The organism is Candidatus Mycobacterium wuenschmannii (genome assembly GCF_030252325.1).
Classification (GTDB): Bacteria; Actinomycetota; Actinomycetes; order Mycobacteriales; family Mycobacteriaceae; genus Mycobacterium; species Mycobacterium wuenschmannii.
Window position 1 is genome coordinate 4,810,667 of record NZ_CP126981.1, and the last position, 15,406, is coordinate 4,826,072.

Annotated in this window: 13 protein-coding genes; 4 read left to right on the plus strand and 9 right to left on the minus strand. The window is 65.9% G+C overall.

Translation table 11 applies throughout. The features are described 5' to 3' along the window. Positions 1 to 129: 129 nt before the first annotated feature. Together PT015_RS23195 and PT015_RS23200 are read left to right on the plus strand one after the other, a co-directional pair. Positions 130 to 3,411 (plus strand): error-prone DNA polymerase, encoded by a 3,282-nt coding sequence (locus tag PT015_RS23195; protein ID WP_285187562.1) that lies wholly within the window; start codon positions 130 to 132, stop codon positions 3,409 to 3,411. A 100-nt stretch (positions 3,412 to 3,511) separates the two neighbouring features. After that, positions 3,512 to 4,156: a nitroreductase family protein gene (locus PT015_RS23200; RefSeq protein WP_285187563.1), complete on the plus strand. Its 645-nt coding sequence runs from the start codon at positions 3,512 to 3,514 to the stop codon at positions 4,154 to 4,156. A gap of 1 nt (position 4,157) precedes the next feature. Here the strand turns inward: PT015_RS23200 and PT015_RS23205 are convergent, their stop codons facing one another. Beyond that, complete coding sequence (locus tag PT015_RS23205) at positions 4,158 to 4,637, minus strand: tRNA (cytidine(34)-2'-O)-methyltransferase (protein ID WP_285191249.1); 480 nt, start codon at positions 4,635 to 4,637, stop codon at positions 4,158 to 4,160. Positions 4,638 to 4,692: 55 nt separating this feature from the next. On the opposite strand from PT015_RS23205, the gene PT015_RS23210 reads away from it, so the two are divergent. Beyond that, a complete protein-coding gene (locus PT015_RS23210) occupies positions 4,693 to 6,222 on the plus strand; it encodes a recombinase family protein (protein ID WP_285187565.1) in 1,530 nt (509 codons plus the stop codon). A gap of 17 nt (positions 6,223 to 6,239) precedes the next feature. Here PT015_RS23210 and PT015_RS23215 read toward each other — a convergent pair whose 3' ends face one another. The 5 genes from PT015_RS23215 to PT015_RS23235 all read right to left on the minus strand — a co-directional run bounded on the left by PT015_RS23215 (position 6,240) and on the right by PT015_RS23235 (position 10,143). After that, on the minus strand, positions 6,240 to 6,866 hold the full coding sequence (locus PT015_RS23215; protein WP_285187566.1) for a hypothetical protein: 627 nt from the start codon (positions 6,864 to 6,866) through the stop codon (positions 6,240 to 6,242). A 167-nt stretch (positions 6,867 to 7,033) separates the two neighbouring features. Further along, on the minus strand, positions 7,034 to 7,312 hold the full coding sequence (locus PT015_RS23220) for a DUF1883 domain-containing protein (protein ID WP_285187567.1): 279 nt from the start codon (positions 7,310 to 7,312) through the stop codon (positions 7,034 to 7,036). A 285-nt stretch (positions 7,313 to 7,597) separates the two neighbouring features. Then, complete coding sequence (locus PT015_RS23225) at positions 7,598 to 9,547, minus strand: Gp37-like protein (RefSeq protein WP_285187568.1); 1,950 nt, start codon at positions 9,545 to 9,547, stop codon at positions 7,598 to 7,600. 102 nt (positions 9,548 to 9,649) lie between these two features. Further along, positions 9,650 to 9,835, minus strand: a complete 186-nt coding sequence (locus tag PT015_RS23230) for a hypothetical protein (protein WP_285187569.1) — start codon at positions 9,833 to 9,835, stop codon at positions 9,650 to 9,652. Then, positions 9,832 to 10,143 carry a hypothetical protein gene (locus PT015_RS23235; RefSeq protein WP_285187571.1) on the minus strand — a complete coding sequence of 104 codons (312 nt, stop codon included), beginning with the start codon at positions 10,141 to 10,143 and terminating at the stop codon, positions 9,832 to 9,834. The genes PT015_RS23230 and PT015_RS23235 overlap by 4 nt, the downstream gene beginning before the upstream one ends. A 1,705-nt stretch (positions 10,144 to 11,848) precedes the next feature. Between PT015_RS23235 and PT015_RS23240 the strand changes: the two genes are divergently transcribed. Further along, a complete protein-coding gene (locus PT015_RS23240; RefSeq protein ID WP_285187572.1) occupies positions 11,849 to 12,187 on the plus strand; it encodes a hypothetical protein in 339 nt (112 codons plus the stop codon). Positions 12,188 to 12,270: 83 nt separating this feature from the next. Here PT015_RS23240 and PT015_RS23245 read toward each other — a convergent pair whose 3' ends face one another. The 3 genes from PT015_RS23245 to PT015_RS23255 all read right to left on the minus strand — a co-directional run bounded on the left by PT015_RS23245 (position 12,271) and on the right by PT015_RS23255 (position 14,579). Beyond that, complete coding sequence (locus PT015_RS23245; protein ID WP_285187574.1) at positions 12,271 to 13,056, minus strand: hypothetical protein; 786 nt, start codon at positions 13,054 to 13,056, stop codon at positions 12,271 to 12,273. 83 nt (positions 13,057 to 13,139) lie between these two features. After that, a complete protein-coding gene (locus PT015_RS23250) occupies positions 13,140 to 14,261 on the minus strand; it encodes a hypothetical protein (protein WP_285187577.1) in 1,122 nt (373 codons plus the stop codon). Positions 14,262 to 14,405: 144 nt separating this feature from the next. Further along, on the minus strand, positions 14,406 to 14,579 hold the full coding sequence (locus PT015_RS23255) for a hypothetical protein (RefSeq protein WP_285187579.1): 174 nt from the start codon (positions 14,577 to 14,579) through the stop codon (positions 14,406 to 14,408). Positions 14,580 to 15,406: the final 827 nt, after the last annotated feature.

Below are 15,406 nucleotides of genomic sequence, written 5' to 3' on the forward strand. Positions count from 1 at the left end.
GCGGCGCGCGGATTTTGAGTCTTTGCGGATGACGAGCCCGCGCGGGCGAACCGCTTGTCAGCCGGGCCGGGTCAAACGAGGCGCGACGGCATGCGAGCTATTCGAACATGAGTTCGATACACTGTTGCGGTGGGGTGGAGCAATGGGCCGCCGGGTTGGTCGGAGATGGAGCGGGTGCTCTCCGGCAAGCCGCGCCGTGCGGGCACGCCGACGGTGTGGACGCCGGCGGACGAGGCGCCGCGGTCGCCTAAGCGAGTCGCCTACCAGCCGCCGGACGAAGACCGGCCGAGCCGTTCGGCCGTCCCGTACGCCGAACTGCATGCGCATTCGGCGTACAGCTTTCTCGACGGGGCCAGTGCCCCCGAGGAGCTGGTCGAAGAGGCGGTGCGGCTTGGCCTGCGTGCCATCGCGCTCACCGATCACAACGGGCTGTACGGCGCGGTGCGGTTCGCCGAGGCCGCCGTCGAGTTGGACATGCGCACGGTGTTCGGTGCCGAACTCTCGTTGGGATCCATCGCCCGGACCGAGGACCCCGACCCGGCCGGCCCGCATCTGCTGGTGCTGGCCCGCGGACCGGAGGGCTACCGCCGGTTGTCGCGACAGCTGGCCGCGGCACACCTGGCCGGCGGTGAGAAGGGCAAGCTGCGCTTCGACTACGACGCGCTCACCGCGGCGGCGGGTGGCCACTGGCAGATCCTGACCGGGTGCCGCAAGGGCCATGTCCGCTCCGCGTTGGTCGCCGGTGGACTGGAGGCGGCGTCGGCGGCCCTGGCCGATTTGGTGGACCGGTTCGGGCGGAGGCGTGTCAGCGTCGAATTGACCCAGCACGGCTGCCCGGGTGACGACGACGTCAACGCCGACATGGCCGTGCTGGCGCAGCGATTCGGGCTCGCTTGCGTGGCTACCACCGGCGCGCATTTCGCCGGGCCGTCGCGGCGAAGGCTGGCGATGGCGATGGGTGCGATCCGGGCCCGGCAGTCGCTGGACGAGGCGGCGGGCTGGCTCGCGCCGCTGGGCGGTTCGCATCTGCGCTCCGGTGAGGAGATGGCGCGGCTGTTCGCGCAGCACCCCGACGCGGTGACCGCCGCCGCCGAACTCGGCGAGCAGTGCTCCTTCGGCCTGGCGCTGATCGCCCCGCAGTTGCCGCCGTTTGACGTCCCGGCCGGACACACCGAGGACAGCTGGTTGCGCGAGCTGACGATGGCGGGGGCGCTGCTTCGTTACGGTCCGCGGGCCCGGGCGCGCCAGGCGTATACCCAGATCGAGCACGAGCTGAGAATCATTGAGCAACTGAAGTTTCCGGGCTACTTCCTGGTGGTCTACGACATCACCCGGTTCTGCCGGGAGAACAACATCCTGTGCCAGGGCAGGGGATCGGCGGCCAACTCGGCGGTCTGCTTCGCGCTCGGCGTCACCGCGGTCGACCCGGTGGCCAACGAGTTGCTGTTCGAGCGGTTCCTGTCGCCGGAGCGCGACGGGCCGCCCGACATCGACATCGACATCGAGTCGGACCTGCGCGAGAACGTCATCCAGTACGTCTACGACAAGTACGGTCGCGACTACGCCGCACAGGTCGCCAACGTGATCACCTATCGCAGCCGAATCGCGGTGCGCGACATGGCACGAGCCCTCGGGTTCTCCCAGGGCCAGCAGGACGCGTGGAGCAAGCAGATCAGCCACTGGAGTGGACGTCCGTCGGACATCGAGGGCATCCCCGAGCAGGTTATCGACCTGGCCGAGCAGATCCAGAACCTGCCGCGGCACATGGGCATCCACTCCGGCGGCATGGTGATCTGTGACCGGCCGATCGCCGACGTCTGCCCGGTCGAATGGGCGCGCATGGCGAACCGCAGCGTGCTGCAGTGGGACAAAGATGACTGCGCGGCAATCGGTTTGGTGAAGTTCGACCTGCTCGGGCTGGGCATGCTCTCGGCGCTGCACTACGTCATCGACCTGGTCGACGAGCACAAGGGCCTCAAGGTCGACCTGTCCACGCTGGACCTGTCCGAACCCGCGGTCTACGAGATGCTGCAGCGCGCCGACTCCGTCGGGGTGTTCCAGGTCGAGTCGCGCGCGCAGATGGCCACGCTGCCGCGGCTCAAGCCGCGGGTGTTCTACGACCTGGTGGTCGAGGTCGCGTTGATCCGCCCCGGGCCCATCCAGGGCGGGTCGGTGCACCCCTACATCCGGCGACGCAACGGCCTCGACCCGGTCGAGTACGACCACCCGTCGATGGAGCCGGCGTTGCGGAAGACGTTGGGAGTGCCGCTGTTTCAGGAGCAGTTGATGCAACTCGCGGTGGACTGCGCCGGCTTTTCCGGCGCTGAGGCCGATCAGCTGCGCCGGGCCATGGGATCCAAGCGGTCGACCGAACGCATGCAGCGGTTGCGCGACCGGTTCTTCGACGGCATGCGGGATCTGCACGGTGTCCCCGACGACGTGATCGACCGGGTTTACGAAAAGCTAGAGGCCTTTGCGAATTTCGGCTTCCCGGAAAGTCATTCGCTGAGCTTCGCGTCGCTGGTGTTCTACTCGTCGTGGTTCAAGCTGCATCACCCGGCGGCGTTCTGCGCGGCGCTGCTGCGGGCGCAGCCGATGGGGTTCTACTCGCCGCAGTCGCTGGTGGCCGACGCCCGACGGCACGGCGTGACCGTGCACGGACCGTGCGTCGCGGCCAGCGTCGTGCACGCCACGCTGGAGAACGCCGGGACCGAGGTGCGACTGGGTCTCGCCGGGGTCCGTCATATCGGCGACGAGCTGGCCGAGAAGCTGGTCGAGGAGCGAAAAGCACATGGCCCCTTCACTTCTCTGCTGGACATGACGACCCGGGTCCAGCTGTCCGTGCCGCAGACCGAGGCGCTGGCCACCGCGGGCGCGCTGAACTGCTTCGACATGTCGCGGCGCGAGGCGCTGTGGGCGTCCGGCGCGGCCGCCACCCAACGGCCGGACCGGCTGCCGGGTGTCGGCTCGTCGTCGCATGTCCCGTCGCTGCCCGGAATGAGCGAGGTGGAGTTGGCCGCCGCCGACGTATGGGCCACCGGCATCTCGCCGGACAGCTACCCGACTCAGTTCCTGCGCTCGGACCTCGACGGGCTGGGGGTGATTCCCGCGGCCGATCTGCTGTCGGTGCCCGACGGAGATCGGGTGCTGGTCGCCGGGGCGGTCACCCATCGGCAGCGGCCCGGTACCGCACAGGGGGTGACGTTCGTCAACCTCGAGGACGAGACCGGGATGGTCAACGTGCTGTGCACCCCCGGGGTGTGGGCGCGGCACCGCAAGGTGGCCCAGACGTCGCCGGCGCTGCTGATTCGCGGCCAGGTCCAAAACGCCAGTGGCGCAGTCACTGTCATGGCCGAGCGGATCGCCAAGCTCAGCTTGAAAGTCGGATCGAAGTCCCGCGATTTCCGGTGAGGTGTCCGATCGAGAGTGAATTTCGCGACGCAACACACCGAGTACGCGTCGTAGAACGCACACTCGCGGGAGGTGTCGGCGGGATGAGTAGTCTCCAAGCATGGCCCTCAACCTTTCAGTCGACGAACTGCTCACCACCACTCGCTCAGTCCGCAAGCGTCTCGACTTCGAGAAGCCGGTATCGCGCGAGGTCCTGATGGAATGTCTCGACCTGGCGCTGCAGGCGCCGACCGGCTCCAATTCCCAAGGCTGGCAATGGGTTTTCATCGAGGACGAGGCCGAGAAGAAGGCGATCGGCGATATCTACCTGGACAACGCCCGGGGCTACCTGAAGGCGCCGGCGCAGGAGTACGCCGACGGCGACACCCGCGGCGAGCGGATGCCCGCGGTTCGCGACTCGGCGTCCTACCTGGCCGAGCACATTCACGAAGCGCCGGTGCTGATGATTCCGTGCATCGAGGGCCGCGAAGACCAGACCCCCATGGGCGGTGCGGGGTTCTGGGCGTCATTGCATCCCGCCGTCTGGAGTTTCTGTCTCGCTCTGCGCTCACGCGGGCTGGGCACCTGCTGGACGACGTTGCACCTGATCCGTGGCGGCGAGCAAAAAGTCGCCGACATCGTCGGCATCCCGCACGAAAAGTTCAGTCAGGGCGGCCTTTTCCCGATCGCCTACACCAAGGGCACCGACTTCAAGCCGGCCAAGCGGCTTCCCGCCGACCAGCTCACCCACTGGAACACCTGGTAGGTCAGACCGCGCCCGCAAAATTCTGCTGTCGCCACGCCTCGTAGACCGCAACCGCGGCGGCGTTGGCCAAGTTCAGCGACCGTCGGCCGTCCAGCATCGGGATGCGCACCCGCTGGGTGATGTGTGGATCGGCCAGCGTCGCGGCGTCCAGTCCGGTGGGCTCCGGGCCGAACATCAGCACGTCGTCGGGCTCGTAGCTGACATCGGTGAACAACGTCGTCGCATGCGCGGTGAACGCGAACACCCGCTGCGGCGCAATCGCCGCCCACGCGTCGTCCAGTGCCGGGTGGACGGTGACCGACGCCAGGTCGTGGTAGTCCAATCCGGCGCGGCGCAGATTCGGCTCGGACAAATCGAAACCCAACGGCTCGACCAGATGCAATTCGGCTCCAGTTGCCGCCGCCGTCCGGATTGCATTACCGGTATTGGGCGGGATTCGGGGCGAGACAAACATCACCTTACACGGAACACCGCGTAGCATGTCATCCATGTCGCGGAGCGTATCTCAGCAACTTCGGGTCCTCGGGCGAGTTCGGTTGTCCGCCGACCGGGAAGAAAGCACGTCGGTCGAGCGGCAACGCGAGGTCATAGTGCAGTGGGCCACAACCCACGGGCACCTGATCGTCGGGTGGGCCGAAGACGTCAACGTGAGCGGATCGGTCGACCCGTTCGACACCCCGTCGCTGGGGCCATGGCTGAACGACCGAGCACCCGAGTGGGATGTGATCTGCGCGTGGAAGTTGGATCGACTCGGACGAGATGCGATCAGGCTCAACAAGCTCTTCGGGTGGTGCGTCGAACACGGCAAGACGGTCGTGTCGGCCACCGAGGCGATAGACCTCGGTACGCCGGTCGGCCGGCTGATTGCGAACGTAATCGGCTTCCTGGCTGAGGGGGAGTTGGAAGCTATCCGGGAGCGCACCCGCGCGAGCCGTGCGAAGCTGCGGCAGTCCGCGCGGTGGCCAGGAGGCAAACCCCCTTACGGGTTCAAGGCCGTGCCCCGCGATGGCGGGGGGTGGATGCTAACCCAGGACCGGGAGGCCGCCTCCGTGGTCCAGAGGATCGTTCGGGACCTACTGAGCGGGGCCACGATGACCGGAGAAGCCCGCACGTTGACCGCCGAGGGTGTCTGCACACCGGCTGACCATTACCGAGCCCAGCGAGGCCTACAGCCCCTCGGGCGCCGTTGGCGGACAACGCCGCTGCGGAATCTGCTCACGTCCCCGGCCCTGTTGGGCCGCGTACACCACGACGGCGAGTTGGTCCGCGATGACGAGGGCCAGCCGATTCAGTTCGCGGAACCGCTTGTCTCGCTGGATGAGTGGGACCGGATACAGGCGTTCGTACAGGGCAACCGGGATGCCCGAAAGGACGACCGCCGATCCGAGACCAGTCTGTTGTCGGGGCTCGCGTTCTGCTTCGCTTGTGGCGGCGCGCTGCACCACGATCTGAACGTCGTGAAACGCCCGTACCGGACGTACGAGTACCGGTACCTCCGATGCAAGAACAGGTGCTCTCCTCAGATTCCGGCTGAGAAGTTGGAGTTGTGGGCCGAGGAGGAGTTTCTTAAACACTTAGGGCACCGCGAAGTCCGAGAACGTGTGTGGGTGCCCGGCGACAGCAACCAAGAGGCGCTGGCCGAGGCTGTGCGGGCTGTGGACGAACTTTCAGCGGCAGCGGGGAGGGCGACATCGGCCACGATGCGCCAACGCCTTCAGAAGCAACTCGACGCGCTCGACGCTCGGATAGCCGAACTGGAGGCCCAGCCCGCCCAGCAGGCGCGCTGGGAGTGGGTTGCAACGGGCGGCACCTACGGCGATGCGTGGGAGTCGGCTGGCACCGAAGGTAGGCGAGCGCTGCTTCAGCGATCGGGGATTACCTTCTCCGCCAGCAGTCCTGGAGGCAAATCTCTGAATACTGACATCAACATCCCTGCCGGGGTCTACACAGAGCCGGAGCTGACAGATCAGCAACGAGCCATCAGGGAGGGGTTGGCTGATCCAAACGGCACTGGAGCAAATACCAACCCGGACGGTTCGGTGACGGTCGTCCGCTCCGGATGCTGAGCAATCCTGAGCCGTCGTTAGCGGTGCGGCTCGGGGACTATGTGCGCCGCTTCGATGTCGATCACAGGACTCATGCGCGTGGGGTTGAAGGCCCACCACGGCCAGAGTTTCCAGTGCAACGCCTTCTTGGCGATGGATTCCTTGATCTGCTCGGGTGCGCGGGTGGTGTCGATCCCAAGCTCCCGGAGTTCAGGACAACCGAGCGGCATCTCGATCTCGGCGCTGTCCTGAGGCGGTAAGACGAGATCCTCTTTCCACCCACCGATCGGAGCCATCGTCGGATCAGCGGGGTGGTCACCGAGCTTGCTCTGGAGGTTCTGCGGGACATCAACTCCGATGATCACCTTGTTGAGCCTGCCAGCCACTAGCCCCTCGTTCCAGACACCCGCGATAGCAGTGAGGGTGTCATGCCCCTCTTCGCAGCGACCGCGAAGCGCGATCTCGGAGTCAATCTTCATGAAAACGCCCGACTTTCGTGCCATGTCGACGGAGAGGTCGGCCTGTTGCTTAGCGATCCGCGCTGACTCCTCGGCCGTCCGCTCCGACGCTTGAGCCGTCTGCCACGAAAGCCACGCTGCGATGGCGGCGAAGATTGACGCGGTCGAAGTGAGCACGGCCCCCAACCCGGCCAGCACCGGCTTCACGCGCGGCCACCAGCCATACAGCCGATCTCTTGTCCGCTTCAGCCGACCGCCGGATGCCGCTGCCGGACTGCTCGGGTTGTTTGACGTTGTCATGGTTGGTTACCTCCGTTTCGAGCGGCGCCCCGAGGCGGGCGGCCCCGAATGGAGCCGCCCACCAGGGAGTTTCGCTAGACGCCCTGCGGTGAGAGCACCTCAACGGACGCCCGCCCACGGCCGGCATAACCGCCGTAGTCCACGGCGATGAACCAGTGCCCGTAATTCGGCACCGTGAGCACCGCCGGGGACCGCGTGTAGTTCCCGCCCCAGCAGCGATGCTGCTCTCCGCGCTGGTAGGAGCGGTAATTCGAGCTATCCAACAACCGGACGTTTGCCGCGTTGCCTTCCAGATTGACGCGGACGACCGCGCCGCGATCCTGGTAACCGAGATCGAACTTAAGGTGCTGCATCTCTATTCCTTCGCCGGAAGGGTTTAGAAACACGACGCCACCTTCATGCCCTCCTATAGGCCATGAAGTTGACCAAGGTGTACCGTCCTACTGGCATTCCCCAATGCGAGGTAGGGGCGGTAACCCTCGGCCAGTGGTCGGGGGTTTCGCTTCCGAACGGGTCGAACACTACCCCTGGGATGCGACATCAAGGCGCAACACAACAACTTGTGTAGTCGGCGTGTCGCGCGCGACAAACCCTCCTTTGTAGGGTAATAGCGCGCTGTTGAATCCCCTTGATATGCCTTAGAGAATCCCAATCTGGCCGAGACCTTGGTTGATCTCTCGAATCCACTCCAGCGCTTTGAACGCCGGGTCCTGCGGTTCGCGGTAGCCGATCGTGATGTCCCAGCCTTTGGAACCGTCTTGGTCCCAGCCGTATCCGAGCTTGGTGACCCGCTCGACGAACACCGTGAACGGAACCGGGAACTCGGCAACCGTTGTGCCGACCCGGTTTCCGAGCCAGAAGTGGCCGTAGCCTTGCTCACCGATCAGGTAGGGACCCGCGTCGGACACCTTGATGGTGTGCGTGATGCGAGCCCGCGTAGCCCAGATCTTCGCCCGGATCGCCATGACGGCCGAGAGCGTGAACGCACGCTCGGCGCCGTCGGCCCAGCCCTCGAAGAGGTGGAAGTCCCCGAGGGAGGTCTTGGTGGACTCCAGGCCGGCCAGCGGGAGGTTGATCCCGTCTTGCGCGGCGCGGTCGGTGCCGACCTCCATAAACGCGAGAAACACGTTCTCGTAGAGGATCTTGGCGATAGCGTCCATCACCCCGCCCAGCGGCGGCAGGTCGATCGCGGTACCCAGCCCACCCGTCGGCGCGAGAGCTGAGTTCACCAGCGACGTCAGGAAGTCCCCGGCCATGTTCACACCAGCACTGATGCCGTCGTTCACGCCAGGCATCGACTGCCCGCCGGTCAGGAAGGACGTGTCTCCGGCTTCGTTGTAGGTGAACTCGGAGGACTCGATGCCGGTCCCCGCGCCGTCCTCGAAGATGACGTGCGGGTAGCCCGGGCTGGTGCCGAGGTACTCGGGTCGGTAGTACTGCTCGGGAAACGTTGGGTCCCCGGTGAATACGTCGATGCCCTCGGTGGTGCCGTCCGAGCCGACGTTCACGGCGGCCCGGATGAGGCCGGTCATCAGCGATCCGCCGAACGACGTTCCGGTGCCCCACTCCGAGTTGTCCACGATGTCCCAGACCAGGCAGCCCTCCCTGAGCGGGATGGCCTGCGCGATGGTCTCGATGAAGTCGTTGTCCAGCTCCCCCTGGAGATCCGAGAACGGGTGGTGGTCACCTTGCGACGGCAGGTAGCGACGGCACACGACGGTGAGCTGAGCGTCCTCCAGCACCTTCTTCGCCACGTCGAACCACGACTTGAAGCGCGAGAAGACGATGACGAGGTTGGAGTTGTCGGCGAAGAACGGGAACGGCTTGACGATGTTCCGCCACGTCCCCGGGTTGAACGACGCCGGCATCCACTCGTTGATGTCGAGCGGATTATCCGGCAGCGTCCACAGCGACGTTTCGAGCCGAAGTATGTTGACGAACAACGTAAGTAGCAAGCACCACTTCGCGGGGCCGAAGACCACCCACAGCTTCGGGAACTGGAGCTCCGGACGCAGGAACGGGTTCGCCCAGCAGAGGATGTGCTTCGCCTGCTCGAAGTCGTGTTTGAACACGACCTCTAGGTAGGCGTCGTTCGACTTGTCCTTCTTGATCGTGTAGCTGACCATGTAGCCGGACCAGCGGGTGCCCTGTTTGTCGATCGTGATGTGGACGTTCCGCTTCTCGCGTCCGCTGAAATTCATGACCCACCGAGCCAGGTAGTGGCTCAGCGAGAGCTTCAGAGAGCAAGTGCCGGTGTCGTTCTCGATCCACTCGTAGTTCACCGCCCGCCAGCCGGCGACCTCGCCACGCAGGCGGTAGTCGCCGTCGTAGAGCTGGATCAGCGGCGGCGCGAGCCGGATCTTCTCCAGCTTCTCGTCGCGCTTCAGGACGTCCTGCCAGAGCCGCTCGTGCTCGGTCAGCCGGGTCGTGTCGTACGGCCCGTCGAGCTTCGTCGGGGGCTTGCCGTAGTACGGCAAGATGGCGCCTGATGCAGGCCCCTGATCGGGCTCTGAGGCCACGATCCTGTCGAAGAGAGCCTGCGACTCGTCGAGAGTCGAGAGTCCAGGCTCGGCCAAAGTAGTTGTCATATAGTGTCTTTCGGGCATACAAAAGCCCCCCAGCTCGAAAGCTGAGGGGCTGCACGGTCTTTGGGTGGCGGGCCTAAGACTGTGGTGCGGTCGCGGCGGCGGCTACCTGTGCCAGCGGCGAGCACCTTGGACGCGAGCGTTGATCAAGCGCTCCTCGTCGGTGTACTCGATGCTGTCGACCGACTCTGTGGACTTCTTCCACGGTGGTCGGTCGCCGCCCTGGGGCTGGGCTCTGGGCGGGGGCGGCTCCGGCACGTACTCCTCGGGCCACGGTTCGCGGGCCGTCACACCAGCACCTCGCCTCGCCGCCATCGCTGCCGTACGTCGCGGCGGCGGGAGATCGCCAGCCACGCCACCGGATTGGCGTGGCGCCAGCGTCGTTGGCGGTACGCCTGGTAGTCAGGCGTCCGGTTCTGGTGGTTGGCGGTACGTGCGTTGCAGCACGGTCGGCAACTGCCGTTGAGACCGCGCCACCCATCCGGGCGCAGCGTGAATTTGTCCAGCGTCAGCGGCTCTTTGTACGTGGTGCACTGCTTCAAGCCGCGCTGATAGAGCCGATCGCGGTAGTCGCGCTCGGCCTGGCTGATCCCAGCCATCTCTTCCTCCTGGTGAATGTAACGATTCGGTCTCGACGACTTCGTAACCCGTACATGTGAGGGCGGACGGATTACCGACCGATCGCACCCCCGGAGGGGGAGGGGTACCCCCCTGGGGTACCCCAGGCGGCCGGAGGCCGCCCGGCAAGCGGCGCTGCCCCGATGCCGGCAGGACCCCCGACCCCGAGCGCACCCCCTGATGCCGAGCCACGTACCCCATCCCCTGCACCCCCGCGCACACACCCCCAACGCCGACCCGCCTGCCGGCGGCCACCCCGAGAGGTGCGTGCTGCCCTTGCCGAGGGTGCGGGGTGCCTGCCATCCCTGGCCCAGCCCTGCCCCTGCACACCCCCGCCTCTATGCCCCTACCCCTACGCCTACACCCCGCACCCCGAGGGTGGGGTGCGGTGTGCCCCGCCCTTGGCCTTACGCCCCCTTGTGCACCCCACACCACTCCTGTCTGTGGTGCTGCCACCCCATGCGCCCACGATGCAGAGCACGGAGCGGAGCGCGCGACACGGAGGCTCCCAATTACCAGGGAAATCCCTGTATCCCGTAGGAGTCCGGTCGGCATACCGTCTGTACAGGGAGGCGATCCACCGCCTTCGGCCAGACGGGAGACCTCAAAACCATGAAAATCACGCGATTCGCGATCCTCGCCGCAGCGGCAGGCGTAACAGCGGTTGGCCTGTTCACCACTCCGATGGCAAGCGGAGATGAACCTCCTCAGTGTTCCCAGGGCCAATACCCCACAACAGACGGATCGGGATGCGCGGGCGTGCCTGACCCCACCAAATACGGCTGCCCGGCGGGTGACTTCAAGTGCATGTTCAATTCGATTGGGGCGCCCGGATCGAACAACAAGCCGCAACAGTAGGCCGGTCGCTTAGATAGGAGTAGGTGATGGTGATTGTTCGGGCTTTAGCGCCTGCCGTTGTCATGGCTTGGGCCGCTGTCGGGTTGGCGTCCCCGGCATCGGCCGAACTTACTGACGGCACCTACCAGATGACGTACTTAGCTAGCTCAGGGCCGGCACCGAGAACTCTCCTCGTCACTTCGTGTGGCGTCGATTGCAAACAGGTCCAAATTGAAGGCCCATACACGCCTGAGCAGTATCACCTAAACGGAAACGCATGGACCACTTCTGACGGTACGAAGACAATCAACAACGACACTCTCGCTGGAACGGCCAACACCTGGGCTATCCAGCTAACCAAGAACGGCTGAGGCGGTAGGACTCGCCGTGATCGGCGCCGTCCGGGGCTGGAAGCCGGCGACTATCGACCGGTGGAACGCCGCTCGTCCGTCCCGTGCTTGAGTGCATGCCACTGCTGATCAGACACCCCAACCTCGCGGGCGGCTTCGTAGATCCGCCTGTCGGACCGGTAGAACTCGGTTAGGGCGTCGTTCAACGCCACGGCGGCTAGCCAATGCTCGGTGTCTTTCGTTGCCTCGCATAGCCGTTGAGCTCGTTCCAGCTCGTAGTGGACTACCGAGCAGATCACGCTGCACGCCTTGCCTCGGTCACGGCCGGTGCGTAGTCCCCGGCCACAACCTTCACGGACGCACTTCGGATTTCCGCCCCGGCCTCGTCGGCCCCGGCGGGGGCGGCGTCGTGGTTCATCCCCGGGCGGGAAGATCGAAGCATCTGCCGTCACGCTGGCCGACCGCCGTTGATCGTTCCGCCTGAGCCGCCGAGAGCGGCTTGGAGCAATTCAAGTCCGTTAAGGGCCAGATGCCCCGATGCGGCCCCTCCGCCGATGGCCTGCGTGAGCTGCTCGGGCAACGTCAACGGTGGTTCAGCCTCTTCCTCGGCTTCGCGCTGGGCGCGGTCGGCCGCGTATTGATCCTGCCAACGGCGATCTTCGAGGAGGGCGCGAACAGCCTCGCCCCGTCGATCAGGCTCGGGCTCGGAATCGACGACGCCGCTGACTATCCCGCGCTGCTCCATCCGGCGCATCGCTTCCAGCTCGAACTCGCCGCCGATGGTCGTCGGGGCCGTCGACGGAGTGCGGTTGAGCATCCTGACAAATCGTCTCGCTGATCCTGTAGACATCGCGTTCTCCTATCGATCTTTCGGGTCGGTGCGGTGCCGCATGAACAGCGCGCGGCGGCGCTCGTCGGGGGTCATCGCCGTGATGCCGGGGAGTTCGCGACCGGCGCCGGGCGGTTCCGGGCGATGATCTCGTGGCGGATCACGGCGGACTCCCTCAGCGTGGTCAGCTCGAAGGCGACACCCTCGCGAGCGGCGACGAACAGAACCTTGTCCAGCGCCTCCAACGTCTGGTTGCCGTTGGCCCGGTGCGCTTCATCCAGACGGGAGAGCTGGCGTCCGTCTGCGGGTCGCAGGACTCCGCGCAGCGCGGGGTCCGGCTCGGTCTGCTGACCGGGCAGGCTGGCGACCGACTGGACCCACGCGGCGACGGCGCGCAGGTATCGGGCTGCGTCTTGTGCGGCACCGAACGCGGACAGCGCGGACGGGCCGGCCTCGATCAGCGATCGGTCGTTGAGGTCCTCGGGAAGGACGCTCACCGCGTCAACGTAGGCGGCAGCGTGCCTGACGAAATCCGGGGTCAACTGCTCGATGATGCCGGGGACGGCGGCGCTCGCCTCGCGGAGCACCGCGCGGGCGGCGGTGTCGACAGCGGTCGCCTTGGCGACCTCTAACACCGGACGTTCCTCCGCTTGGCTCAGCGACGGCAAGAGCTCGTTGGCGTAGTCGTAAATCGCCCGCTCGGCGTTCTCGGGGGTGATCCCGCTCAGGTCGAACACCGGCTGGTGTCCGATTTCGACCCAGCGCAACGACTCAAGGATGTCTATCGCCGCCGTGAGCGGCTTCGGCAGCTTGACGCCGAGTTGCGGCCAGTCCGCGACGTTGCCGGCGATGTGGGTTGGCGTGGCGTATCCGTACATGGGTTTCTCCTGGGTGTTGAAATGAGAAGCCCGCCAGCGGAATTGCTGACGGGCTCGGGTGGTGTTCGGTATTCGTTTGCGGCCTATATGGCTTGGGAGGCCGCCGCCGTCTCGGCGAAAGGATCGGGCCAGTCCAACCGGGCGCCGCCCTCGTTCCACGACGGCAACTCCCAGAAGGGTTCGGCCGTCGCCAGATCGGGCGCCGCCCACTCCTGCGGCGTGTCCTGCGCTGCTCGCTGCGCTCGCACCTCTCGGTATCCCTTTCGTTCGCGGTCGAACCGTTCGGTTGCTCGGTCGTGCCAGTCCGCCACGCCGTACTCCTCGGCTACCCGATCGCGGTCTCCGTTCGGGTCCAGCTTGTACACGGCGTTCCGTTGTCCTTGCCGGGTCAGCAGCCCGTGATCCACCAATCGGTCCGTCTGCGTTCTGACGGTCCGAAGGCATATCCCCGTTGCATCGCCCAGTACCTTGCGGGTCGCACCCTCGGGGTGCTCCAGCAGGTACTCCCAGATGCGTTGAGCGCTCTTGCCAAGGGCCTTCTGCGACCAGCACGGATGCGTTGTTAGGGGCAATAGTGGGACACACAGAGTAGTGGGGGATGTAACAACTCTGTGTGTTCGGGTATTGCCCTTAACGGGGGGCAACCAGTCGAGGTTGACCCTGTAGGTCCCGGCGTCATCCCCGTCCCGATCAGAGGACGGGGTGACTAGTCCCTTGCGGACGAGACGCGCCAGAGCGCGGCTCACGGTGTCGAGCCCGAGCACCGCTCGTAGTGCCAGCTCTCGAACGCTGGCGTCCACGGTGTACCGGTTGGTCTCGTGGCCGAGCGTCACCAACGCGAGCGCCACGGCCCGTTCGGAAGAACCTCCTCGTCCTGGCCACGGCGCAGCTTGCAACCGCATCAGCAGCTCTCCGAGCCGCGCTCTGACGGCGCGCTCGGGGTAACCCCAGTCGTACCGCTCGTCGGCGTTGTTCCAAGCGCCCCGAAGGTTCTTATCGAACTGCCCCCGGGTCTTGAAGTCGGTCTTCGCGCCGGTGCGGTAGGTCCGGCCCAGCTCCGAGTTCCAAAGCAGGTCCGAGAACTGCTCGAAGGTCCAGTCCTGGCCGTAACACGTCCACGCCACCGACGAGACTGCCGCCCAGGTGGTTTGGAGCGTGAGGCTGCCGTCGAGCAGCCGCAGCGTCCGATCAGGTAGCCCGGACATGCTCGGTGCCTTTCAAGGCCACGTCGATCTCATCTCGCAGCGCGGCCAGGGCCGGCGCATCGAACAGTAGGAATCGCGAAGTGCCAACGGGGGAAACGCGATACGTCGTTGCTCGGCGATCGCGGTCCCACCGTTTCTCGATCGTCACGCGATCAACGCCGCCTCGATCACGGCCAGCCTTTGGCGTGAGTCTCGCAGCGCGAAGCGGTACTTCGACTCGTTGATCCGGGCGCAGTGGAGACACCCGCCGTTGGCGCGGCGGTCCTGCGGCCCTCGGATGACGTGCCGCCCGCTGCGGCACAGTTGCGGTTGAGGCAATGGAGCCCTCCTTCTCGATGACTCATCGTTATTTCGGAAATGAAAGCCAAGCCCGCCAACGGAGTTCGTCTGGTCCGGTGACGGGCGGGCGCTCGACAGGTTGTGCCCAGGAAGACCACCCGGAGCGCACGGAGGGCTAGCGACCTAACCGGCGCTTGCCCTCTGCACCCTTAGTGAGCAAATCGACCATTTCGAGCCGCACCGAACTGCGATCTCGGTTACACGCCAGCCGCGCCCGGTGCCGGACCTCGATATGGGCCGGCTTCATGTCGTTGGCCTGGCGGTTGTCCCTCCAGCACCGCGTCTCGGGATAACGGACCTGTCGCCGGCAGCTCGATAACTCGTGCTGCTGGTACCACCCGTCCTCATCGACGGGCCACGCGCGTCCCTTACGTCGCCCCGGCTGACGCCTGAGGTTGTTTCCGATACGCGTGCACTCTCCTGGGCAGTACCTACGCCTGGTCTTGTCGTTCGGCAATGCTGACCCGCACACGGCGCACAGGGCTGCCGCGACGGACCACCGGGCGTGCTGGTCCACGTGCCACGTTCCGCGAGGCATCGTGACTCTTTGATCATCGGCACGCTTCCCGCCGTACCGCGCTCGGCGGACGCGGTGCCCGATGTCCTCGCCGTGCCAGTAATCCCTCTCGCCGCTGAAACCCCAGCCTCCACCGCTGCCCGCGTCACGCTCGTCGTCTTGCCACGCCCGTCCCGGTTGGCAGTAGTCAGGGCTTCCAGCCCCCTTCGCGTCCCGGAGCACCTGGCGGTACGTGTAGGGCTTGCTGGCAACGCCCACTCCGGTCGGCCAGGCTGTGCAGCCGGCCTCC